Annotated in this window: 21 protein-coding genes; 15 read left to right on the top strand and 6 right to left on the bottom strand. The window is 54.2% G+C overall.

All coding sequences use genetic code 11. From position 1 onward, the window contains the following. The first annotated feature begins 10 nt into the window (after positions 1-10). The 7 genes from accC to fis all read left to right on the top strand — a co-directional run bounded on the left by accC (position 11) and on the right by fis (position 6,632). Entirely contained in the window at positions 11-1,360 is a 1,350-nt protein-coding gene (gene accC / locus SBO83_RS17080; protein WP_353500741.1) for an acetyl-CoA carboxylase biotin carboxylase subunit, read from the top strand. 65 nt (positions 1,361-1,425) lie between these two features. Then, positions 1,426-1,689, top strand: a complete 264-nt coding sequence (locus SBO83_RS17075; protein WP_353500740.1) for a YhdT family protein — start codon at positions 1,426-1,428, stop codon at positions 1,687-1,689. Further along, complete coding sequence (gene panF / locus SBO83_RS17070; RefSeq protein ID WP_396132342.1) at positions 1,679-3,124, top strand: sodium/pantothenate symporter; 1,446 nt, start codon at positions 1,679-1,681, stop codon at positions 3,122-3,124. The genes SBO83_RS17075 and panF overlap by 11 nt, the downstream gene beginning before the upstream one ends. A gap of 42 nt (positions 3,125-3,166) precedes the next feature. Then, positions 3,167-4,051, top strand: coding sequence for a 50S ribosomal protein L11 methyltransferase (prmA, locus tag SBO83_RS17065; RefSeq protein ID WP_034786641.1), 885 nt, complete (start codon positions 3,167-3,169; stop codon positions 4,049-4,051). A 149-nt stretch (positions 4,052-4,200) separates the two neighbouring features. Continuing rightward, positions 4,201-4,938 (top strand): carbonic anhydrase family protein, encoded by a 738-nt coding sequence (locus tag SBO83_RS17060; RefSeq protein WP_396132341.1) that lies wholly within the window; start codon positions 4,201-4,203, stop codon positions 4,936-4,938. A 410-nt stretch (positions 4,939-5,348) separates the two neighbouring features. Continuing rightward, the gene (dusB, locus tag SBO83_RS17055; RefSeq protein WP_034786639.1) at positions 5,349-6,314 is read left to right on the top strand and encodes a tRNA dihydrouridine synthase DusB; all 966 of its coding nucleotides are present in this window, start codon (positions 5,349-5,351) and stop codon (positions 6,312-6,314) included. Positions 6,315-6,335: 21 nt separating this feature from the next. Next, entirely contained in the window at positions 6,336-6,632 is a 297-nt protein-coding gene (gene fis / locus SBO83_RS17050) for a DNA-binding transcriptional regulator Fis (protein ID WP_004097144.1), read from the top strand. Between the two features lie 57 nt (positions 6,633-6,689). Here fis and SBO83_RS17045 read toward each other — a convergent pair whose 3' ends face one another. After that, entirely contained in the window at positions 6,690-7,607 is a 918-nt protein-coding gene (locus SBO83_RS17045) for a bestrophin family protein (protein ID WP_396132340.1), read from the bottom strand. A gap of 439 nt (positions 7,608-8,046) precedes the next feature. Here SBO83_RS17045 and lpxP point away from each other — a divergent pair, with 439 nt between their 5' ends. The 6 genes from lpxP to SBO83_RS17015 all read left to right on the top strand — a co-directional run bounded on the left by lpxP (position 8,047) and on the right by SBO83_RS17015 (position 14,366). After that, positions 8,047-8,970, top strand: a complete 924-nt coding sequence (gene lpxP, locus SBO83_RS17040) for a kdo(2)-lipid IV(A) palmitoleoyltransferase (RefSeq protein WP_353500737.1) — start codon at positions 8,047-8,049, stop codon at positions 8,968-8,970. Between the two features lie 126 nt (positions 8,971-9,096). Then, complete coding sequence (locus tag SBO83_RS17035; protein ID WP_396132339.1) at positions 9,097-9,786, top strand: CTP synthase C-terminal region-related (seleno)protein; 690 nt, start codon at positions 9,097-9,099, stop codon at positions 9,784-9,786. Between the two features lie 372 nt (positions 9,787-10,158). Next, on the top strand, positions 10,159-11,184 hold the full coding sequence (locus SBO83_RS17030) for an amino acid ABC transporter substrate-binding protein (RefSeq protein WP_353500735.1): 1,026 nt from the start codon (positions 10,159-10,161) through the stop codon (positions 11,182-11,184). 114 nt (positions 11,185-11,298) lie between these two features. Further along, positions 11,299-12,477, top strand: coding sequence for an ABC transporter permease subunit (locus SBO83_RS17025; protein ID WP_396132338.1), 1,179 nt, complete (start codon positions 11,299-11,301; stop codon positions 12,475-12,477). Between the two features lie 9 nt (positions 12,478-12,486). Further along, positions 12,487-13,596 (top strand): ABC transporter permease subunit, encoded by a 1,110-nt coding sequence (locus SBO83_RS17020; protein ID WP_396132337.1) that lies wholly within the window; start codon positions 12,487-12,489, stop codon positions 13,594-13,596. 8 nt (positions 13,597-13,604) lie between these two features. Next, entirely contained in the window at positions 13,605-14,366 is a 762-nt protein-coding gene (locus tag SBO83_RS17015; protein WP_100938188.1) for an amino acid ABC transporter ATP-binding protein, read from the top strand. A 75-nt stretch (positions 14,367-14,441) separates the two neighbouring features. Here the strand turns inward: SBO83_RS17015 and SBO83_RS17010 are convergent, their stop codons facing one another. Next, on the bottom strand, positions 14,442-15,131 hold the full coding sequence (locus SBO83_RS17010) for an LrgB family protein (protein WP_396132336.1): 690 nt from the start codon (positions 15,129-15,131) through the stop codon (positions 14,442-14,444). Further along, complete coding sequence (locus SBO83_RS17005) at positions 15,124-15,546, bottom strand: CidA/LrgA family protein (RefSeq protein ID WP_396132335.1); 423 nt, start codon at positions 15,544-15,546, stop codon at positions 15,124-15,126. Before SBO83_RS17005 ends, SBO83_RS17010 begins: the two co-directional genes overlap by 8 nt. A 145-nt stretch (positions 15,547-15,691) precedes the next feature. Between SBO83_RS17005 and SBO83_RS17000 the strand changes: the two genes are divergently transcribed. Continuing rightward, positions 15,692-16,594 (top strand): LysR family transcriptional regulator, encoded by a 903-nt coding sequence (locus SBO83_RS17000; protein ID WP_396132334.1) that lies wholly within the window; start codon positions 15,692-15,694, stop codon positions 16,592-16,594. Positions 16,595-16,612: 18 nt separating this feature from the next. On the opposite strand, the gene SBO83_RS16995 is transcribed toward SBO83_RS17000, so the two are convergent. The 3 genes from SBO83_RS16995 to SBO83_RS16985 form a co-directional block, all read right to left on the bottom strand. Beyond that, a complete protein-coding gene (locus tag SBO83_RS16995; protein WP_396132333.1) occupies positions 16,613-18,262 on the bottom strand; it encodes a Na+/H+ antiporter in 1,650 nt (549 codons plus the stop codon). Between the two features lie 839 nt (positions 18,263-19,101). Next, on the bottom strand, positions 19,102-20,469 hold the full coding sequence (locus SBO83_RS16990; RefSeq protein WP_396132332.1) for a solute carrier family 23 protein: 1,368 nt from the start codon (positions 20,467-20,469) through the stop codon (positions 19,102-19,104). 578 nt (positions 20,470-21,047) lie between these two features. Then, positions 21,048-21,716: a glutathione S-transferase family protein gene (locus tag SBO83_RS16985; protein ID WP_034795418.1), complete on the bottom strand. Its 669-nt coding sequence runs from the start codon at positions 21,714-21,716 to the stop codon at positions 21,048-21,050. 263 nt (positions 21,717-21,979) lie between these two features. On the opposite strand from SBO83_RS16985, the gene SBO83_RS16980 reads away from it, so the two are divergent. Beyond that, complete coding sequence (locus tag SBO83_RS16980; RefSeq protein WP_396132331.1) at positions 21,980-24,040, top strand: EAL domain-containing protein; 2,061 nt, start codon at positions 21,980-21,982, stop codon at positions 24,038-24,040. Positions 24,041-24,077: the final 37 nt, after the last annotated feature.

The raw sequence follows: 24,077 nt of genomic DNA, 5'->3' as shown, positions 1-24,077 counted from the left end.
GAGGCGTACCATGGTAGATAAAATTGTTATCGCGAACCGCGGCGAGATCGCGCTACGTATTTTGCGTGCCTGTAAAGAGCTGGGCATCAAAACGGTAGCCGTGCACTCAACTGCCGACCGCGACCTGAAGCACGTACTGCTGGCAGATGAAACCGTCTGTATCGGTCCTGCACCTTCAGTAAAAAGCTATCTGAACATCCCGGCAATCATTGCTGCAGCTGAAATCACTGGCGCGGTGGCTATCCACCCTGGCTACGGTTTCCTGTCCGAAAATGCCGACTTCGCTGAACAAGTTGAACGCTCTGGCTTCATCTTCATCGGCCCGAAAGCTGAAACTATCCGCCTGATGGGTGACAAAGTTTCCGCCATCGGCGCGATGAAAAAAGCTGGTGTTCCTTGCGTACCTGGTTCTGACGGCCCGCTGGGCGAAGATATGGACCAAAACCGTGCCTATGCAAAACGCATCGGTTACCCGGTCATCATCAAAGCCTCTGGCGGCGGCGGCGGTCGTGGTATGCGCGTAGTTCGCAGCGACAAAGATCTGGAACAATCCATCAACATGACCCGTGCGGAAGCCAAAGCGGCTTTCAACAACGACATGGTGTACATGGAGAAGTACCTGGAAAACCCACGCCACATCGAAATTCAGATTTTGGCTGACGGTCAGGGCAACGCGATTTATCTGGCAGAACGTGACTGCTCCATGCAGCGTCGTCACCAGAAAGTTGTCGAAGAAGCGCCAGCACCGGGCATCACGCCTGAGCTGCGTCGTTACATCGGCGAGCGTTGTGCGAAAGCGTGCGTAGACATTAACTATCGCGGCGCGGGTACCTTTGAGTTCCTGTATGAAAACGGCGAGTTCTATTTCATCGAAATGAACACCCGTATTCAGGTTGAGCATCCTGTGACTGAAATGATCACCGGCGTTGACTTGATCAAAGAGCAGCTGCGTATCGCTGCCGGTCAGCCGCTGTCGATCAAACAGGATGAAGTACGCATTCAGGGCCACGCGGTCGAATGTCGTATCAATGCTGAAGATCCAAATACCTTCCTGCCAAGCCCGGGTAAAATTACCCGCTTCCACGCTCCTGGTGGCTTTGGCGTGCGCTGGGAATCGCATATCTACGCTGGCTATACCGTGCCTCCGTACTACGATTCCATGATCGGCAAACTGATCACTTACGGTGAAAACCGTGACGTGGCGATTGCCCGCATGAAAAACGCATTGGCTGAACTGATCATCGACGGCATCAAAACCAACGTTGATCTGCAAATGCGCATCATGAGCGACGAGAACTTCCAGCACGGTGGAACCAACATCCACTATCTGGAGAAGAAGCTCGGATTGCAGGAAAAATAAGACCGTACCTTGCGTACTCTCTTACCAAGGCCGGATATTCCGGCCTTTTTTCATTTGGGACTTTTATGATGAAGACTCAAGACACTGACCCACGTTTTCGACAAGCCAATCGCGAAGCGCGCTGGGCCTTTGGGCTGACGCTGGCCTACTTGCTGGCCTGGTGTCTGGCGGCCTATTTGCCCGACGACAAGCAGGGGATCACCGGGCTGCCCCACTGGTTCGAAATGGCCTGTTTGCTGGTTCCGCTGATTTTTGTGTTACTAAGCTGGCTGATGGTGCGGGTGATTTACCGCGACATTTCGCTCGAGGACACTCCCCATGCAGACTGAAGTTTTACTTCCTCTTATTGCCTATTTGCTGCTGGTCTTTGGCCTATCGGTTTATGCCTATACCCGCCGTCAGGCCGGTAACTTCCTCACTGAATACTTCCTCGGCAACCGCTCTATGGGCGGCTTCGTCTTAGCCATGACCCTGACCGCGACCTATATCAGCGCCAGTTCGTTTATTGGCGGGCCGGGCGCAGCCTACAAATTTGGGCTGGGCTGGGTGCTGCTGGCGATGATTCAGCTGCCCGCCGTGTGGCTTTCTCTCGGCATCCTGGGCAAGAAATTCGCTATTTTGGCTCGCCGTTATAACGCGGTGACGCTCAACGACATGCTGTACGGCCGCTATAAAAGCCGCCTGCTGGTCTGGCTGGCGAGCCTGAGTCTGCTGGTTGCCTTCCTCGGCGCCATGACCGTGCAGTTCATCGGCGGCGCGCGCTTGCTGGAAACCGCGGCGGGTATTCCTTACGACACCGGCCTGCTGATTTTCGGCATCAGCATCGCGCTCTACACGGCCTTCGGCGGCTTCCGCGCCAGCGTGCTCAATGACGCCATGCAGGGTCTGGTGATGCTGCTCGGCACTATTTTGCTGCTGATTGCGGTGATCCACGCGGCGGGCGGCTTGCACAGCGCGGTCGATAAATTGCAACAAATTGACCCTAAACTGGTGTCGGTCAGCGGCGCGGACGACGTGCTGTCGCTGCCGTTCATGGCCTCGTTCTGGATCCTGGTCTGCTTCGGCGTAATTGGTTTGCCGCACACCGCCGTGCGCTGTATCTCCTACAAAGACAGTAAGGCAGTGCATCGCGGCATCGTGCTCGGCACGCTGGTGGTGGCGATTTTGATGTTCGGCATGCATCTGTCCGGCGCATTAGGTCGCGCTATCCTGCCTGATCTTAAAATCCCGGATCAGGTGATCCCCACCTTGATGATCACCGTGCTGCCGCCTTATGCCGCCGGGATCTTCCTTGCTGCACCCATGGCCGCGATTATGTCGACCATCAATGCCCAGCTGTTGCAGTCCTCGGCGACGATTGTTAAAGATCTCTATCTTGGCATTCGCCCGGCCGAAATCACCAATGAGAAACGCCTCAAACGCTTCTCAAGCTGGGCGACCTTTGTGCTTGGTCTGCTGGTGCTGCTGGCGGCATGGCGTCCACCGGAAATGATTATCTGGCTGAATCTGCTGGCTTTTGGCGGCTTAGAAGCCGTGTTCCTGTGGCCGCTGGTGCTGGGGCTGTACTGGGAACGCGCCAATGCCACCGGCGCGCTTAGCTCAATGATTGTTGGCGCGGTTTGTTATACCCTGCTTGCCAGTTTCGACCTGCATCTTGCCGGTCTGCACCCGATTGTGCCGTCACTGACCCTGAGTCTGCTGGCGTTTTACATCGGCAATAAATTTGGCGATGCGCGCGCAGAAGCCGCGCTCAAGCCGTCCTGAGGGGCGGCAAACTATTTACTGCAAGCTTAAAAGAGAATTGCTATGCCTTGGATCCAACTGAAAATTAACACCACCGGTAATGACGCGGAAACGCTGAGCGACGCGCTTATCGAGAGTGGTGCTGTATCCGTGACTTTCCAGGATACCCATGACAATCCGGTGTTCGAACCCCTGCCGGGTGAGACGCTGCTGTGGGGCGATACCGACGCTATCGGTCTGTATGACGCAGAAACCGACATGGCGGAAGTGGTGGCTATGCTCGAAAACGAGCCGCTGCTGGGCAAAGGCTTTGTGCATAAAATCGAGCAGTTGGAAGATAAAGACTGGGAGCGCGAGTGGATGGATAACTTCCACCCGATGCGTTTCGGCCAGCGTCTGTGGATCTGCCCGAGCTGGCGCGACGTGCCGGACCCAACCGCCGTCAACGTGATGCTCGACCCGGGTCTGGCCTTCGGCACCGGCACCCACCCGACCACCGCCATGTGCCTAGAGTGGCTCGACGGTTTAGATTTACAGGGTAAGACGGTGATCGACTTCGGCTGTGGCTCCGGCATTTTGGCGATTGCCGCTCTGAAACTGGGTGCTGCGCAGGCTATCGGTATTGATATCGACCCGCAGGCGATTCAGGCCAGTCGCGATAATGCGCAGCGTAACGGCGTCTCCGAGCGTCTATCGCTTTATCTGCCAAAAGACCAGCCGGACAACCTGTCGGCCGACGTGGTGGTCGCTAACATCCTTGCAGGCCCACTGCGCGAGCTGGCGCCCCTTATCAGCGTGCTACCAGTAGCAGGCGGCCATCTGGGGCTGTCCGGCGTGCTGGCAAGTCAGGCGCAGGGCGTCGCAGAAGCCTATGAGGCGCTGTTCGAGCTAGACCCAGTGGCTGAAAAAGAAGAGTGGTGCCGCATTACCGGCGTCAAGAAAGCCTAATCCCCCGCCGCCCGTGGCGCTTTTAGCGAAACGGGCGGAATCCCTTCCCCTCAATACCCCTCGCTTACCTTTCTGGCTATAATCCCTTCGATCCGATAACCACAATAACTAAATGGTTATTATTTCACATTACAACTCAAGGAATTTTTATGAAAGCGACACTGTTGGCGATTTCACTTTTCGGATGTTGTTTCAACGCGTTAGCCAGCGATACTCACCATTGGTCGTATGAAGGGGAGGAGTCACCCCAAAATTGGTCAAAGCTCAGCCCAGATTTCCACCTCTGTGAGCAAGGTAAATCCCAGTCCCCGGTAGATATCAAAGATGCCTTAGAAACCCACCCAAGGCCGCTGAAAGTCAGTTATTCATTGCCACCCTATGCCGTGGTTAACAATGGACACAGCATTCAGGTAGATGTGCATGAGGGAGATTATGTGATGCTAGATGGAGAGAAGTTCACTCTACAGCAGTTCCATTTCCACTCGCCAAGCGAAAATACGATTAACGGCAAATCCTTCCCACTGGAAGCGCATTTTGTGCATATGGACGCGTCAGGAGAAATTGCCGTCGTCGCCGAGATGTTCGATATTGGCGCGCCGAACCCCGAACTGGAGAAAATCTGGAAACAAATGCCTGAGAAATTAGGAGAAACTGCCCAACTTACCTCGGAAATCGCGCTAAATAAGTTACTGCCTGACAATTTAACCCATTACCGTTTCAGCGGTTCTCTTACCACCCCGCCTTGCACCGAAGGCGTTCGCTGGTTAGTGCTTAAACAGCCACAGACCCTTTCTAAAACACAATTAGAAAAGTTCACCCATATCATGCATCACCCGAACAATCGCCCCAAACAGGCATTACACGGGCGTTTGATTGTTAGCGAATAGTGCTTTGTTAAGAAGACGTTTTACGCTCGCTTTGCGCGTCTTTTCTCCCCACTTTCTCACCTTCCTTCTTAGTTATGGATTTTTACTAAAAATGACTCATTTTTTAACCACGGCGAGAGGTGGGTCACAGAAATTTTGCGGTTATTGCTACTTAAAACAGCAAATTTAGCCTTAGATTCAACTGGCTTAACCTGCATATACAGCGAGTTTTAAGGAATTTTCATAAGCGCACAATTTAGCCTTTATTCATTAACCCTATGTTAAGTATCAATAAAAACCCATAACCCAGACTTCAGCGGCCGGATGCAAGCATTTTCTTAGGTTATTGGTTAAAGTTTGGCCTTTCATCTGGATTCAAAAATGCGTAATATACGCGCCCTTGCGGACATCAGTATGGTCATTCCTAGTCTATGCGCATCGGACACCACCAACTTACAAATTGCCTGATTGCGGCCCCAATGGCCGGTATAACAGACCGACCGTTTCGTGCCTTATGTCATGCGATGGGTGCTGGGATGGCTGTTTCCGAAATGCTCTCTTCCAATCCGGAAGTGTGGCGTACGGATAAATCCCGTTTGCGTATGGTACATAGCGATGAACCGGGAATCCGGGCCGTGCAAATTGCCGGTTGCGATCCCGAAGATATGGCGGCAGCTGCCCGAATTAACGTGGACAGCGGTGCGCAGATCATTGACATCAATATGGGTTGCCCGGCCAAGAAAGTGAACCGCAAACTGGCAGGATCTGCCTTGTTGCAGTATCCGGATTTGGTCAAACAGATCCTCTCTGCCGTTGTGAATGCGGTAGATGTGCCAGTCACGTTGAAAATTCGTACTGGTTGGGCACCGGAACACCGTAACTGTGTACAAATTGCACAATTGGCTGAAGACTGTGGAATTCAGGCCCTGACGATTCATGGCCGAACCCGTGCTTGTCTCTTCAATGGAGAGGCAGAGTACGACAGCATTCGGACAGTTAAGCAGAGTGTTTCCATTCCGATTATCGCGAATGGCGACATAACTGACCCGCATAAAGCCAGGGCGGTACTCGACTACACCGGAGCTGATGCTCTGATGATTGGACGTGCCGCTCAGGGGAGACCCTGGATCTTCCGGGAAATCCAGCATTATCTGGACACAGGGGAACTGTTACCGCCGCCACCACTTGGGGAGGTTCAGCACTTGTTATTAGGGCATGTACGGGAATTGCACGACTTTTATGGTCAAGGCAAGGGATTCCGTATCGCTCGTAAGCATGTTTCCTGGTATCTCCAGGAGCATGCCCCGAATGACCAGTTTCGGCGCTCCTTCAACGCCATAGAGGATGCCAGCGAACAGCTGGAGGCGTTGGAAGCATATTTCGAAAATCTTGCGTAACAAAAAAGAGCTGACAGAACTATGTTCGAACAACGCGTGAATTCTGACGTACTGACCGTTTCTACCGTTAATTCTCAGGATCAGGTAACCCAAAAACCCCTGCGTGACTCGGTAAAACAAGCACTTAAGGGCTATTTTGCTCAATTGAATGGTCAGGACGTGAATGACCTGTATGAGTTGGTATTGGCTGAAGTTGAACAGCCACTGTTAGACATGGTGATGCAATATACCCGTGGCAACCAGACTCGTGCGGCCCTGATGATGGGTATCAACCGCGGTACGCTGCGTAAGAAATTGAAAAAATACGGCATGAACTGATACTAATCAGTTGTGTTGATAAAAGGCGCTTTTCCGCAAGGAGAGCGCCTTTTTGTTTTAGCTCAGCCGGTAATGTTGGTCAGGCTTAATGTGCTCCGGCAGTGGGTGCACGTCATTCATTTCTAACAGATTGATCTCGATATTCCGACACATCGCGGTCAGCGGTAAATCGTTATCCGCCGTGCCGAACGGGTCTTCCAACTCTTCCGCTAAGGCATCAATTGAGATAAAGGTGTAGGAGATAAACACCGACACCAAAATCGTCATATAACCCAGTGCCGGAGCCAGTGCGAACGGCAGCAAGGTGCAGAACAGATAAACCGTGCGATGGACTATCAGGCTGTAGGCGAAAGGTATCGGCGTGTTGGCAATGCGCTCGCAGCCGCCCAGCACGTGGGAAAGCTCATTAAGGTTGCGGTCGACGCTGTGGAACAGCATATCGCTCAGCCGCCCCTGCTGGCGCTGCTCGGCCAGCCATTTTCCCATGAGTAGCAATAGACGATTAGCCGGAGTCGGGCTGTTCAACACCTCTGCCGCCACTTCAGCGGGCAGCAGGCGCTGCATATCCCTGGCGGCATCCTCCCCACGCAGCTGGTGCTTCAACGCGTAACTAAAAGCTATCTGCAACTGGCTGAAGGCGGCGACGGCCTGCGGCGAGTCCGCCAGCAGGCTCTTAACCTGCCGAAATAGCGAGCGATGAGTGATCAGCAAGCTTCCCCATAACAGCCGGGCTTCGTTAAAGCGCGCATAACTGGCGCTGTTTCTAAAACCAAGGAAGATGGCGATGGCGATGCCCAGTAAGCTAAACGGGGCCAGCGTCAGGCGAATGCCCAATGCTTCGTAAATCTGCACGCTGAACACCGCGACAATTGACATACCGAAGTTCAGGCTGAGGCGGAAAAGAATGTTTGAAAGCACGGCGCCGTGCCAGACAAACAGGCGGCGGAACCAGTGTTGATGGGGACGAACGATCATAAAGAGTTAATGCGGTGGGAATAGAATGTGAAATATTTTACAGAGAAGCGGCCGTTTTCCCAGCACAATCACCTTCAGACTTCTCCTATTGCATAATTTACAAAGCTTACAATCGCTCAAACCATTAATTCTAAGACTATTTTAACGCCTGACAAAATAAGATACGAATTAGTGTCGTTATCGGACGATTCCCCACTCAGGATTGATAACAGAGCGTGATATACTTCACACCTAAAGTCGTATTCGCCCCGCTCATCGCCTACGGAAAGCCTTTTAGCCCGCGATCCCGTCTTTTAGTGTAAAGATTGCGTCAAGTTCGGCGTTGTTTAAAACATTTGCCCACTTTCGTTGTCCCAGTCTTTGACACACCCCCTGTATCGCGATCGAGCTACTTCCAACGCGGTACCTCAGATTTAATTATGCCGATGATTGAGCTTATATGACTTCACCCTCTTGCTTTCGCAAATCGTTTCTCCACCCGCGTTACTGGCTGACCTGGTTTGGCTTGGGCGTGCTGTTCCTTCTTGTTCAACTGCCTTATCCGGTCCTTTACCGCCTTGGTAACTGGCTTGGCCGCACCTCGATGCGTTTCCTCAAACGCCGTGTCTCCATCACTCGCCGCAATTTAGAACTCTGTTTCCCTAATCTTGATGAAGCTCAAATTGAGCGCCGCATTCTCAGCAATTTCGAATCGCTGGGCATGGGCCTGCTGGAGACGGGTATGGCGTGGTTCTGGTCGGACGCCCGCGTAAAACGCTGGTTTGACGTCAGTGGCCTGAATCACCTGAAAATGGCGCAGCAGAACAAGAAAGGCGTACTGGTGATTGGCGTGCATTTCATGTCGCTTGAGCTGGGTGGCCGTGCCATGGGCATTTGTCAGCCGATGATGGCGATGTATCGCCCACACAACAATAAAGCGATGGAGTTCGTGCAGACTTGGGGACGCATGCGCTCCAATAAAGCGATGCTGGATCGCAAAGACCTGCGCGGTATGGTTCATGCGCTGAAGAAAGGTGAAGCCGTATGGTTCGCTCCGGACCAAGACTACGGCCCGCGTGGCAGCGTATTTGCCCCCCTGTTCGCCGTCGATCAGGCAGCTACCACCAGCGGCACCTACATGCTGGCGCGTCTGGCGAAACCGGCTCTGGTCACCGTGGTGCTGGTGCGTAAAGACAAGGGTAAAGGCTATGACTTGGTTATCCAGCCTGCTCTGCAAGATTACCCAATCGATGATGAAATGGCGGCCGCGGCCTACATGAATCGCGTGGTGGAAAAAGAGATTATGCGCGCGCCGGACCAGTATCTGTGGCTGCATCGCCGCTTTAAAACCCGTCCAACGGGCGCGCCCTCGCTCTATCTCTAAGCAGTGAATCGCCATGCATTAAGCCCGTCCAGCAATGGTCGGGCTTTTTTATTGATGAAAATAATTCTCATGACGCCAAGTTAACTTTTCTATAACATTCTCTTTTACCTGCTCAGGAGAGAAGTGATGAGTCAGCAAGTCCGTTTGGCACTGATCGGCGACCACAACCCCGCCATTCTTGCCCACCAAGCTATCCCCCTTGCGTTAAACCTCGCAGCACAAACTTTCGACCTTGATATCCACACCACCTGGCTTAACACCGACACCATTGACGCTAAGCTTTCACTTGAAGAGTTCGATGCGTTCTGGTGCGTGCCCGGCAGCCCTTACCTTTCTACCGAAGGTGCATTGCGCGCCATTCGCTATGCTCGCGAGCAGCAGAGGCCGTTCCTCGGCACCTGCGGCGGTTTCCAGCATGCGATTATCGAGTATGCCCGCAACGTGATGGGCTGGCAGGATGCGGGCCATGGCGAAACCGATACCGAAGGTCGGCTGGTGATTGCCGCGCTGGCCTGCGAAATGGTGGAGAAGAAGGCGGGTATCACTCTGCTGGCCGACAGCATCGCGGGCCGCGCCTACGGTAAGTCGGATATTGAAGAGGGTTATCACTGCCGCTACGGGATTAACACCGAGTTTCAGGCTGCGCTGGAAGCTCAGCCATTGCGCCTGACCGGGCACGACCAGCAGGGTGAAATTCGCGTGCTGGAATTGCCAACCCACCCGTTCTTCGTCGCCACCCTGTTCCAGCCGGAACGCGCCGCGCTGAAAGGCCAGCTCCCGCCGCTGGTCGGCGCGTTGATCCAAGCTGCCCGTTAATCTTCTGACTCTCAGGCGCCCGCCTGAGAGTTTTTTAATTCCACTTTCCTCTGTTTTTGACCTTCCATATAGCGCTTAAAGATGAACCAGACCTCACTGAGCGGAACCAGAGTGAGATCCAGTTCCAAATAGTAAAATAAGCCGCACCACTTTGTTGCAGCAATATTGACCACGCACAGGATTGGGGCAATAAATCCTATAACGCAAATCAATGTTACTGGCCGAAACAATCACAGAAGCCAATTGATTAACGTTTTTGCATGTTGGCATTGCCTTTGCAATGTCCCCTGCAGAGGGCAATGCCCCGCAACGGACAGGGTGCCTCGCGCATTCATACAATAATAATTTTGGTTATGTCTCACAGGACGACTTATGAAAAAAATACTGCTTTCTACCCTTATTGCTGCTGCCAGCATGATGACGCTGGCAGGTCAGGCTCACGCAGGCACAACTCTGGACGCTGTGAAGAAGAAAGGCTTTGTTCAATGTGGGATAAGCGACGGCTTACCGGGTTTCTCTTACGCTGATTCAAAAGGGAAATTCACCGGTATCGACGTCGACGTCTGTCGCGCCATCGCCGCCGCCGTTTTTGGTGATGCGGAAAAAGTAAAATATACCCCGCTGACCGCCAAAGAGCGCTTTACCGCCCTGCAATCTGGCGAAGTGGACATCCTCTCTCGTAACACCACCTGGACCTCATCGCGTGACGCGGGCATGGGCATGATCTTCGCGGGCGTTAACTACTACGACGGCATTGGATTCCTCACCCATAAGAAAGCCGGTTTGAAGAGTGCTAAAGAGCTTGATGGCGCAACCGTTTGCATCCAGGCCGGTACTGACACTGAGCTGAACGTGGCCGACTACTTCAAAGCCAATAAAATGACCTACACCCCGGTGACCTTCGACCGTTCCGACGAAAGCGCCAAGGCGCTGGACTCCGGCCGCTGCGATACGCTGGCCTCTGACCAATCCCAGCTTTACGCCCTGCGTATCAAGCTCGGCAAACCAGATGACTTCATCGTGCTGCCAGAAGTGATCTCCAAAGAGCCTTTAGGCCCGGTAGTTCGCCGTGGTGACGAAGACTGGCTGGAAGTGGTGCGCTGGTCGCTGTTCGCCATGCTGAACGCCGAAGAGATGGGCATTACTTCTAAAAACGTTGAGCAACTGGCCGCTAACCCGACCACGCCGGACATGAGCAACCTGTTAGGTAAAACCGGCAAATACGGCGAAGACCTGAAACTGCCTAATGACTGGGTGGTTAAAATCGTTAAACAAGTCGGTAACTACGGCGAAAGCTTCGACCGCAACGTCGGCGAAGGCAGCGAACTGAAAATCAAACGTGGGCAAAACGCATTGTGGAATCAGGGCGGGATCCAGTACGCACCACCGGTCAGATAATTCCCTTCGTCCTAGGGAATCCAAGCAGTTGAGTTAAATAAGTAATGATAAAAAACGACGCGCTGGCCGTTCCCCGGCGCGCCGTTTTCAGGCTTCATCTCTGAGGTAATTTCTATGCCACAACGCCCAGCTAGAAAAGGTGCGTTATCGCTGACCAACCCAGCCGTACGCGCGTGGATCTATCAGATCATCGCCGTCGTCCTGCTGGTTGCCTGTCTCGGCTATCTGCTGCACAACACCATCACCAACCTGACAACGCGGGGTATCACCTCGGGCTTTGCTTTCCTCGATAGCGGCGCAGGCTTTGGTATCGTTCAACATCTTATCGACTATCAGGAAGGGGACACCTACGGCCGCGTGTTCGTGATTGGCCTGCTTAACACGCTGCTGGTTTCGGCACTCTGTATCGTTTTTGCTTCAATCCTCGGTTTTATTATTGGGCTGGGTCGCCTGTCGGAAAACTGGCTGATCCGCAAAGTTTCTACCCTTTACATTGAGATCTTCCGCAACATCCCGCCCCTGCTGCAAATTTTCTTCTGGTACTTCGCCGTCTTGCGCAACTTGCCCGGCCCTCGTCAAAGCCTTGAAGCTTTTGACGTGGCCTTTATCAGCAATCGCGGGCTGTATCTGCCTTCTCCCGAGCTGGCTCCGGGCAGTCTGGCGAGCGGTATCGCCCTGCTGCTGGCGCTGTTTGGCATCTGGGCGTTGAAGCGTTACAACCATTTCCGCCAGATCCACACGGGGCGGGTATGGCGTATTTGGCCGTGGGCGATTGCCATGCTGGTGATCTTCCCGGCATTGGCGCACCTGTTCTTCGGGCCTGCGGTTCACTGGGACATCCCGGCGCTACGCGGATTTAACTTCCGCGGTGGCATGGTGCTTATCCCTGAATTAGCCTCGCTGACGGTGGCGCTGTCGGTCTACACCTCGACCTTTATTGCCGAAGTGATTCGCTCGGGCATTCAGTCGGTTTCCCACGGCCAGCATGAAGCCGCGCGCTCCCTCGGCCTGCCGAATCCGGTGACGCTGCGTCAGGTGATTTTGCCGCAGGCGATGCGGGTGATTATTCCGCCGCTGACCAGCCAGTACCTGAATATCGTCAAAAACTCCTCACTGGCGGCCGCCATCGGGTATCCCGACATGGTGTCGCTGTTTGCTGGAACGGTGCTCAACCAAACCGGCCAGGCCATTGAAACTATTGCTATTACCATGTCCGTCTACTTGATCATCAGTCTGGCGATTTCGTTCTTAATGAACATCTACAACCGGCGTATCGCGCTGGTCGAACGTTAAGGGAATCGAATGACGATGAGCACACTCCCCTCTGCCATGCCCACCAATAAGCACCCGGCCTCGGTTGGCGGCGCTTTGATGTGGATGCGAAAAAACCTGTTCTCCAGCTGGTTCAATAGCTTACTGACGATTTTCTGCCTGTGGCTGATGTGGCTGGTTATTCCTCCACTGCTCAACTGGGTGATTTTTCAGGCCAACTGGGTCGGTACGGCTCGCTCGGACTGCACCAAAGCAGGCGCCTGCTGGGTGTTTATCCATGCGCGCTTCGGCCAGTTCATGTATGGCCTTTACCCCTTTGAAGAGCGCTGGCGCATCAATCTGACCTTAATCGTCGGCTTGCTCACCTTGGTACCGATGTTCATTCACGCCATGCCGCGCCGTGGCCGGTACATCGCCGCCTGGGTGGTGCTGTTCCCGATTTTCACTTGGTTCATGCTTTATGGCGGCTTCTTCGGCCTGCCGGTGGTCGAAACGCGCCAATGGGGTGGACTGACGCTGACGCTGATCATCGCCGCAGTGGGTATCGCCGGAGCCTTGCCGCTCGGCATCTTGCTGGCGCTGGCTCGCCGCTCTCGCCTGCCGATTGTTCGCGTGCTGTCGGTGATTTTTATCGAGTTCTGGCGCGGCGTGCCGCTGATCACCGTGCTGTTTATGTCCTCGGTGATGCTGCCGCTGTTTATGCAGGAAGGGACCAATATCGACAAACTGGTGCGCGCGCTGGTTGGGGTGATTTTGTTCCAGTCGGCTTATGTCGCGGAAGTGGTGCGCGGCGGCTTGCAGGCGCTGCCGAAGGGCCAGACCGAAGCCGCCGAGTCGCTGGCCTTGGGGTATTGGAAAACTCAGGGGCTGGTGATTTTGCCGCAGGCCCTGAAGATGGTGATCCCCGGCCTGGTCAATACCATTATCGCGCTGTTCAAAGACACCAGTCTGGTGATCATCATCGGCCTGTTTGACCTGTTCAGCAGCGTACAGCAAGCCACCGTCGATCCCGAGTGGCTCGGCATGTCGACCGAAGGCTATGTCTTCGCCGCCGCCGTTTACTGGATTTTCTGTTTCAGCATGTCGCGTTATAGCCAACATTTGGAAAGACGCTTTCACACCGGACGTTCCGCACACTGAGGTAAAACATGAGCGACCATCACACTATTGATGCTAAAAAAATGATGATCACCCTGGAAGACGTTAACAAGTGGTACGGACAGTTCCACGTATTGAAAAACATCAACCTGCGCGTGAAGCCGGGCGAGCGCATCGTGCTTTGCGGCCCGTCGGGCTCGGGGAAATCCACCACCATCCGCTGCATTAATCATCTGGAGGAGCACCAGCAGGGCCGGATCGTCGTAGACGGCACCGAGTTAAACGACGATCTGCGCAATATCGAGCGCGTTCGCACCGAAGTCGGCATGGTTTTCCAACATTTCAACCTGTTCCCGCACCTGACGGTGTTGCAGAACTGCACGCTGGCACCCTGCTGGGTGCGCAAAATGCCGAAGAAGGAAGCAGAAGAGCTGGCCATGCACTACCTGAAACGGGTACGCATTGCCGAGCACGCCCACAAGTTCCCCGGCCAGCTTTCCGGCGGGCAGCAGCAGCGCGTCGCTATCGCCCGCTCACTCTGCATGAAGCCGAAAATCATGCTGTTCGATGAACCCACTTCCGCACTCGATCCGGAAATGGTGAAAGAGGTGTTAGATACTATGATCGGACTCGCCGAGGAAGGCATGACCATGCTGTGCGTGACCCATGAGATGGGGTTCGCAAGAACCGTCGCGGACCGCGTTATCTTTATGGATCGCGGGGAGATCGTCGAAGAAGCGCCACCGATGGAGTTCTTCGCCGCGCCGAAATCAGCAAGGACCAGGGAGTTTTTATCACAGGTGATTCATTAATTTAGGGCAGTTGCTCCCTCCCCTATTTAGGGGAGGGCTGGGCTGGAGTATTTCTCACAAAGGAGCAAACCCGAACTACCACATCAAAATCCCAATTGCCGGTGCCATCACCACGGTGACAACACCCGCCAGCATCATCACTAAGCTTGAAACCACGCCCTCTTCGGCGCCCAAATCGTAGGCTTTTGCCGTGCCCGCGCCGTGGGATGACGCGCCTAGACTTGCACCTTTCGCCAGCTTACTTTTTACCGCCAAACGCAGGAACATCATGTCGCCTATCGCCATACCGAAGACGCCGGTGATCACCACAAACAGCGCGACCAAATCAGGCTGCCCGCCCACCTGCTTCGCGGCGGCTAGGGCGAAAGGCGTGGTGATGGAGCGAACCGATAAACTGCGCTGAATCACCTCGGGCAGCGCAAACAGCCGGGCCAGCCAGACGGAGCTGAACACCGCGACCACCACTGCCGTTACCACACCGACAGAAAGCGACAGCCAGTGGCGGCGAATAATCGCCATATTCTCGTAGACTGGGACGGCAAAGGCGATGGTTGACGGGCCGAGCAGCCACAGCAGCCAGTGCGTCTCGCCAATGTAGTCCTGCCAGCTCACGCGGGCGACCACCAGCAGCAGAACCAGCACCACCGGCGTGAACACCAGCGGCATTAATAAAAGAGTGCGGCGCTGGCGGTAAAGCTTCTTGTTGGCGTAATACAGCAACACGGTTACGACAAAACAGATGGCGCTAATAATAATGTCACTCACCGCGCACCTTCCGCTCTGCTAAACGCAGCTCCAGACGATAGATCCTGTCCACCACCAGCGACGTAATACCCAGCGTCAGAGTGGTGCTGATGGCGATCACCAAGAAAATTTTCCAGCCTTCAACCATCAACAACGAGGTGTAATTCACCACGGCGACCACGGCGGGAACAAAGAACAGCAGCATTTCCGCCAGCAGCCAGCGAGACCCGGCTTTGACCCATTTCAGCGGCAAAATACCGCACATAATCAATAACAAAAGCATGAACATACCGACGACGTTGGCCGGCAGAGGCAGATGCAACAGGTACACCAGACGGTCGGCAACCAGATAAAGAGCCGCGTAAAGCACCACCTGAATGGGGACCTGTAAACGACTTAAATACGACGGCGCTCGAGTGCGCAACGCCAACAACATAGGAATAACCTCAATGGGTTAAAAAGGGGATGAAAGAAGTATACGTTGGCGGCAAACCGGTATAGAAATGAATTAAAATCATCGAAATCATTCCAAATCGGCATATTTTGCCTTTGTGCGCAAAAAGCTGATTAAGAGGATCATTATGGACGTGCGCACCCTGCGTTATTTTGTCGAAGTTGTTCGCCAGCAGAGCTTTACCCGCGCGGCTGAAAAGCTGTTTGTCACTCAGTCGACCATCAGCAAGATGCTGCGCCATCTGGAGGAAGAGCTGGAATGTACGCTGATTATTCGGGATGGCCGCCGCCTAAGACTGACCGACAGCGGGCAGGCGCTGTACCAACGCGGGCAGAATATTTTGGAAGAGTTTCGCCAGCTGGAAAGCGAACTGGAGGACATCAGCACCCTCACCCGCGGGCAGTTGAGGATTGGCATCCCGCCGATGGTGGGCACCCAGATGGCCCCGCTGATTGGCGCGTTTCGCCAAAAATATCCTGGCATTGAGCTGATTATCTCCGAGTTTGGCGGCCGCACGGTGCAGTCGGCGATTGTCTCCGGCGAGCTGGATTTAGCCATGAACCTGCTGTCGATTGACGAAAATCTGGGCCTGACGTCAATCCCCCTCTTTAGCTACCCCATGTGCGCCGTGGTGCCGCGCAGCGAGAAGTGGCTCAACCGCACACGCCTGCCGGTTTCTGAATTAGCCGATGAAAGCATCCTGATTTATAACGAAGATTTTGCGCTGCACGGCATGCTGATGGACAGCTTCGCGGCGCATGGATTCACGCCTAAAATTGCCACCCGCAGCGGCCAGTGGGACTTTCTGGCGGCCATGGTGCAGGCGGGAATGGGCGTGGCGATTCTGCCGGAGCCAATCTGCCGCCGTCTGGATTCAAGCCTGATGTGGATGCCTATCGAGCCGGAGATGCTGTGGAAACTGGAGCTGATTTGGCGGGAGGGAAGTTATATGTCGCACAGCACTCAGGCGTGGATTGCCATGTGTCGGGAGCACTTCAAGCAGCAGCAAAGAGACGCGCACGCCAGATAGCGTGCGCGTTGCGAGGCTTTACACCTCTTTTTCGACCAGCAGTGCCTCGAGCAAATCGAGGTCATGCAGCAGCTTTTGCAGCGTTTCATTGCTGATTTTCTGCGTCGCGCGCAGATGATATAGCTCCCCGCGCTCGGCGCGCAGCGCCGTGAGGCGGAAGCGGCGCTCGAGGTTTTCCAGCTTCAACGCCGTCTCAATATCATCTTTATTGAGCGTGCGTCGCCGCAGCGTACCAATCACCCGCGAGCTGATCTCCTTCAGCGTCTGCTCATCGATATTCTCTTCGGAATCCGCCGCCAGGCGCTCTTCCATCTTATGCAGGCTTTCGATGGCGACTTCGGCCGCAATCGACTTCGCCATGCGCTCTTCTTCGCGATACGCCGTGCCATCTGCCACTACCACGCCTTTACGCAGGAATGGCAGCGCGATCACGCCCGCAATCAGCGAGAACAGGATGACGCCGGTGGCGAGGAATACCAACTGATAGCGCGATGGGAAGGCCGTGCCATCGGATAAGAACAGCGGGATGGAGAGCACACCGGCCAGCGTGATCGCCCCGCGAACCCCGGCAAAGGAAGCCACCCACAGTTCACGCGTGCTGTACGCGCCAAAAAGTAACGGTTTCTTTTTCAGGAAACGGTTACTGATGTTTTTCATCACCCACAGCCAGACGAAACGCAGCAGCAGCAAGGCGAAGTAGATAATGCCGACGTCAGCAAACAGGTGCCAGGTGACGATAGACGGGTCATGGGTTGCCTGATCCAGCGAGTTCTCCAGAATGCCCGGTAATTGCAGGCCGAGCATGATGAACACCATACCGTTGAACACAAACTCGAGCATCGCCCAGACGCTGTTGGCACGCAGACGCATCGCCAGCGGCGCATTACGGATAATACCAGACTGGCTGATGGTCATACCGGCCGCTACCGCCGCCAGGATGCCCGACACGCCAATGTGTTCGGCAATCAGGTAAGAGGCGAACGGCAATAACAGCAGGAAGACGATCTGCGTCGCCGGGTCATCACCACTCCAACGGCTCATGATGCGCAGTGATTTACTGTACAGCCACGTCACCGCCACACCGGCCATCAACCCGCCAATGGCCACCTTGAGGAACTCTACCGAGGCGCCGCCGACGGTGAAGATCATGGTGCCCATCGCTACTGCGATAGCAAACTTCAGGGATACCAGACCGGACGCGTCGTTCATCAGCGCCTCACCTTCCAGCACGCCCATAATCGATTTCGGGATACGCCCCTTGCCGACAATGCCGCCCAGCGCCACGGCGTCCGTTGGCGACAGAACCGCAGCCAGCGCGAAAGCCGCCACCAGCGGGATATCCGGCACCATCATATAAATCAGATAACCAATGCCGACCACGGTGAGCAGAACCAGCACCAGCGCTAGCCCGAGGATCTCACGTCCGTGATGCAAAAACTCCCGCGTCGGGGTTTTCCAACCATCGGCAAACAGCAGTGGCGGGATGAACAGTACCAAGAACAGCTCAGGGTCGAAGTCCACGTGCAGGCCAAAATTCGGCCATGCCAGCAACGCCCCGACGGCGATCTGCATTAATGGAAGCGGGATTTGAAAAGGTAACATTCTGGTCACCACCCCGGAGAGCGATACCACCAGAATCAAAATGAGGATGGTAAAGAAGATTTCCATGCTTTCCTTAGACTCTTATTTTTATGACTTTCAATCAGGCGCGCCTGACACATACCTAAGGAATAGTAGATCAAAAACCGTTACGGTTTAAATCAGAGCGTGCTGAAAAGGGGTGTAGTTGGGGCCACACGCGCCCCTTTTAATGCATTTTTAATTTAAAAAACTAAATTCAAATTCAAATTCAAGGTCGTGGGCGTCGGCGTCGGCCCACACCGACTTAACTTCAAATTCAAAACCGTGCGCTGCCGCCACACCGGCCTTAAGGGGCGCCTATCGCCGCGCCCCTCAAGACTCCCCGGCTCTTTACTGCGCGCTATCGCTAGCTGAAGGGACATGTTTCAGGGGCTTCCGTTATCCACCGCAAAATGTCGCCGCTTAGGCGGTGCCTTCGCTTCAGGCTTCGAGCCATAGGTCTCGAACCGTTCGCTCAGCGCCATTTTTGACTGCGGTTTTGAGGCATTTCAACCGTGCCGTTTCAGTGGGTGCTGTTCTGCACCTTCCCCTAACTAGGGGAGGGAGCAAGTCAAAATCGCCTGAAAAGGTTCGGTGTAAATGCCAGTAGGTCGCGTTCAGAAGTGACGCCGAGGGAGTGGTTCGAGACCAAAGGCTCGAAGCCCGAACTGAGGGAACCGCCTAAGCGGCGGCACTTCGCGACGATCACCGTGGCTACGGAACACGTCCATTCCAACCCTGCGAAGCCTCGATCTCACAGCGTTAAAAAACGCAGGGTTCCAAGGGAGGCGCGTTTACGCCTCCCTTGGTCGGTGTGGGCCGACGCCCACGACCTTGACCTTGACCTTGACCTTAAAAGGGCGTCAGATTTTCGCCCCCCAAAAATCTTAAATTGCCCATCCACCCGCGTAAAACACCACCAGCGCTACGGCGATGATCACCGTGCCGATGTTCAGCTTGCGCCATTCGCCGGAGAAGATGCGGCCGATCACTAACGCGCTGAAACCTAACATAATACCGGTCACGATGTTACAGGTCAGAACGATAAACACCGCGCACAGCAGGCCGGACATCGCATCGACGAAATCGGTGAAATCCAGTTTGGTGACGTTGCTTAACATCAACAGACCCACGTACATCAGCGCAGGGGCGGTAGCGTAGGCAGGAACCAGATACGACAGGGGAGAGAGGAACAGCATCAGCAGGAACAAAACGCCGACCACGGTGGCGGTCAGGCCGGTTTTACCGCCTGCGGCAGTGCCGGCGGCGGATTCGATATACACCGCGGCTGGGGATGCACCTACCAAACCGGCAAACATGCTGCTGATTGAGTCAGAGGTCAGGGCTTTGCCGCCGCTGATAATCTGACCATCTTTGTCCAGCAAATTTGCTTGGCCCGCGACCGCGCGGATAGTGCCGGTGGCGTCGAAGACTGCCGTCATCACCAATGCCAGCACGCTTGGCAGAACCGCCAGTTTCAGCGCGCCCATGATGTCGAGATTAAACAGCACCGAGTGGCCGCTAGCATCTGACAAAGACGGCATGGCGAACAGTCCCTGATACTTCACCGCCGGGTCAAAAATCAGGCCGATGATAGAAATCACGATAATCACCAGTAGAATGCCGCCCGGCACGCGCAGTTTCTCTAAACCGAAAATCACCGCCAGGCCCAACAGCGTCATGATAACCGGGAAAGAGGTGAAAGCGCCGAGAGTCACCGGCAGGCCGTCGAGTGGGTTCTTGATCACCAAGCCGACACCGTTGGCGGCGATAAGCAGCAAGAACAGCCCGATACCAATCCCCGTGCCGTGCGCAACGCCCATCGGCAAATTGCGTAAAATCCAAGAACGAATTCCGGTAACGGAAATGATGGTAAACAACACCCCCATCAGGAATACCGCGCCCAGCGCCACCGGCACGCTAATGTGCTGGCCCAGCACCAGACTGAAGGCGGTAAACGCAGTCAGGGAGATTGCGCAACCAATGGCTAAAGGCAAATTGGCCCACAGCCCCATCAGCAGAGAGCCAAAACCCGCCACCAAGCAAGTCGCGACAAACACGGCGCTCGGGGAGAAACCGGCTTTGCCCAGCATACTCGGAACCACGATGACGGAATAAACCATCGCCAAAAAGGTCGTCAGACCGGCAATGATTTCCTGACGAACGTTACTGCCACGCGCAGATATTTTAAAGAAAGCATCAAGCGAACCGGCAGGCGCAACGCCACTGCCCGTTTGATTGTGTTGACTAGCCATGTGCAACCCTCTGAAGTGTCTTGCTGAAATGCCTGCGTGGTCATTACGAAACCGTTTCGTCACGTTCGCTTCCCTAACCGCCGTAATGCGCTCGAAAACCTGCAAAATCGATGCGCAAAACCAAGGCAAACGTTTAACTCTCATCGCGTAAGGCGGAAATAAAAACCACGGGTACTGCAAAGCAAACGATTATCCAGCCATTAACCCCCTCTTTTCAACTCCCGTTCACGACATTTTATGGCGTTTTGTTCAATAAAAAGCCAGATCGCCACAGAATTTGCGCAAACCGCCTATTTTGAATGGTTAGCAGGCTGTGCAACATGCCAAAACGATGATGAAAAAATGGGAAATCAGGCAAGGCATTAGAAGAAAAGAAAATAGACCGCGCTATTTTGAAAGGGAGAAAAAAGGCCGAGAAGAGATAAAGAAATAAAACCGGAGAGGATTAATAGCTTAACAATATTCCTATTACGTTATTAAAATTCAGACCCGCCGATTCGAAGATATTAAGCATCACTTATGTATTGCTGAAAATATAAATCGGCGTTGCTGAAAAATAGAGAACACTGGAATTTTGATTAGCTACCAATTTGGTAAGGGCCACCCTGCTCTAAGGCTTTTTGATAAGCTGGCCGCGCATGAATGGTAGAAAGCCAGGTATGCAATTTCGGATATTTATCTAATCCTCCGCGCGACACCATCGCTTCCACCGGGAAACTCATCTGCACGTCGGCGGCACTAAAATCGCTGCCAGCAAACCATGTGTTTTCAGTCAGATGCTGTTCAAGATAGGCGCCATGAGTCGCCAGCTGCTTATCCAGATAGTTTTGCTGCACCCCTTTGCCGATGGCACCGGCAATCGGGCGGATCAGCCATGGCATTGGCGGTTTGCCTAATCGTCCAAAAATCAGCTTCATCACCAAAATCGGCATCAGCGACCCTTCGGCATAGTGCATCCAATAGCGATACTGCTGGCGAGCGAAGTGATCGGTAGGTTTGAAATTCCCTTGCGCATCATAGGTTTCTTGCAGGTACTCCAGAATCGCCCCCGACTCGGCCAGTGTCAGGTCGTTATCCACCAGCACCGGCGATTTCCCCAGCGGATGCACCTTTTTCAGTGACGCCGGGGCCAGCATGGTCTTTTCATCACGTTGATAACGCTGAATTTGATAAGGTAATTCCAGCTCTTCGAGCATCCAAAGTACTCTCTGGGACCGTGAGTTATTTAAATGGTGAACCGTGATCATGTTTATAACTCCAAACTGATTAGCCAAATTAATAGTTAACTATAGACCATCTATCCGCTGGCGTATTTTATTAAGGCAAAGACCTTGTTCCTATTACGTTTACTCATAACAAGTTTTACAACTCAATTTATAAGAATTGAGCAATAAGCTTAAGTAAATTTAATAGAAAGGCGCTAATTCAATAGCCTTTATTATTATTTAATGCGATTATCCCGCGCCAAAATTAGCACTTAATATAGATAATCCTATTGTGTGGAGTTTGCATGCTTTCCAGTAATTACAACGATGTCCTGATTCTGTTCTCCTTCATCGTTGCGATGCTCGCGTCTTACACCGCGCTCGACATGGCTGGACGAGTGGCAACGACACAGGGAAGAGCGTCGAAACTGTGGTTAGTGGGCGGCGCGCTGTCTATGGGGATTGGTATCTGGTCGATGCATTTTATCGGCATGTTGGCCTTCAGTTTGCCAGTGTCGATGGGCTATGACCCGCTGATCACCCTCTTTTCAATGCTGATCGCTATCGTTTCTTCCGCGTTCGCCCTCTGGCTGGTGTGCCACGAGCGTCTACCGACCCAGAGCCTGCTGCTTGGCTCTCTGCTGATGGGCGGCGGCATTGTGGCGATGCACTACACCGGCATGGCGGCAATGCGCATGATGCCCGGCATAGATTACGATCTTCGCTGGGTGGCGCTGTCAGTGGTGGTCGCGGTTGTGGCTTCCGGTGCCGCGCTGTGGATGGCGTTTCACCTGCGCCAGCACTCGCCGAATGTCAAAATGCTGCGCGTCGGCGCGGCGATTGTCATGGGCACCGCGATTGTCGGCATGCACTATATCGGCATGGCCGCCGCCAATTTCCCTCACGATAGCCATAGCATGGCGGCAGTTTCCGGGGTGAATAATAACTGGCTGGCGCTGTTGGTGATTGTCGTCACCTTGGCCGTGCTCGCCATCACCCTGATTATTTCCGTGCTGGATGCCCGCCTGCAGGCGCGCACCTCGATTCTGGCTTCTTCTTTGGCGCAGGCCAACCGCGAGCTAACCCAGCTCGCCTTGCACGATAATCTAACGCGCTTGCCGAACCGCCTCCTGTTGGAAGACCGTCTAAGCCAGGCTTTCCAGAAAGCGGAGCGTACGCAATCCTCCTTCGCCCTGTTGTTTTTCGACCTCGACGGCTTTAAGGCGGTGAACGACGCTTTTGGCCACCACGTGGGGGATTTGCTGCTGATTGCCGTCACCGAGCGGCTACAGGCCCACCTGCGCGCCTCGGATACCTTGGCGCGCCTGGGTGGCGATGAATTCGTGCTGCTGATGGAAATCGGCGATCCCAACGACGCCGCGACGCTGGCCGACAAGCTGGGGCATCTGATTGCTAAACCTTTCCAGGTCTCGCGCTACGAGCTGCTGGTGTCAGTGAGTATTGGTATTGCGGTTTATCCGGGCGATGGAGAAAACGAGCGCGAGCTGATGCTCAACGCCGACGCGGCGATGTACCACACCAAAAATGCCGGGCGCAACGGCTACAACTTTTTCCAGCCGTCGATGAATGCCAATGCGCAAGATCAGCTGCAAATGCTCAACGATTTGCGCATGGCGGTGGAGCACAACGAGCTGCGCCTGCACTATCAGCCGAAGTTTGTCGCGCCACACGGCCCGGTGACCGGCTTCGAGGCGCTGCTGCGCTGGGAGCGCCACGGCGTGATGCTCAGCCCTGACGTCTTCCTGCCGATGGCGGAGAAAACCGGCCTTATTATCTCTATTGGCGAATGGGTGATTAACGAAGCCTGCCGCCAGCTGCGCCAGTGGCACTTGGCGGGACATCGCACCTGGACTGTAGCGGTGAACCTCTCTGCCCTGCAATTTGAGCAGCCGAATCTGGTGGAAAAGGTGATTGCTACTGTGCAGAAGCATCAGATCCCGCCAGAGATGCTGACGCTGGAAGTGACTGAAACCACCGCGATGCGCAACCCCGACGCCAGCGTCGAGATCCTCGAGCAGCTCACGCGTTTTGGCGTCAAAGCCTCGATTGATGACTTTGGTACGGGCTACTCCAGCCTGCTCTACCTGAAACGCTTACCGGCCAGCGAACTGAAAATCGACGGCGCTTTTATTAATGATCTGATTGCGGGAAGCGAAGATGCCAGCATCGTGCAAGCTATCATCGCTCTCGGCCAGACGCTGAATCTGAAAGTGGTTGCCGAAGGTGTGGAAACCACCCAACAGCAAGATTTCCTCACCGAGCTCGGCTGTGATTCGTTGCAGGGATATTTGCTCGGCAGGCCAATGACGGTGGAGCAAATCGCCAATAACCCGGATTTAGAGTAGTGCGGTTTTGCTGTGGCTTTTGATTTGATTCCTCCCC

The sequence above is a fragment of the Ewingella allii genome, assembly GCF_044430645.1.
In the GTDB taxonomy this organism is placed as follows: Bacteria; Pseudomonadota; Gammaproteobacteria; order Enterobacterales; family Enterobacteriaceae; genus Ewingella; species Ewingella allii.
Note: the sequence above shows the minus strand (reverse complement) of the source record. Positions and strands in the feature narration are given on the sequence as shown.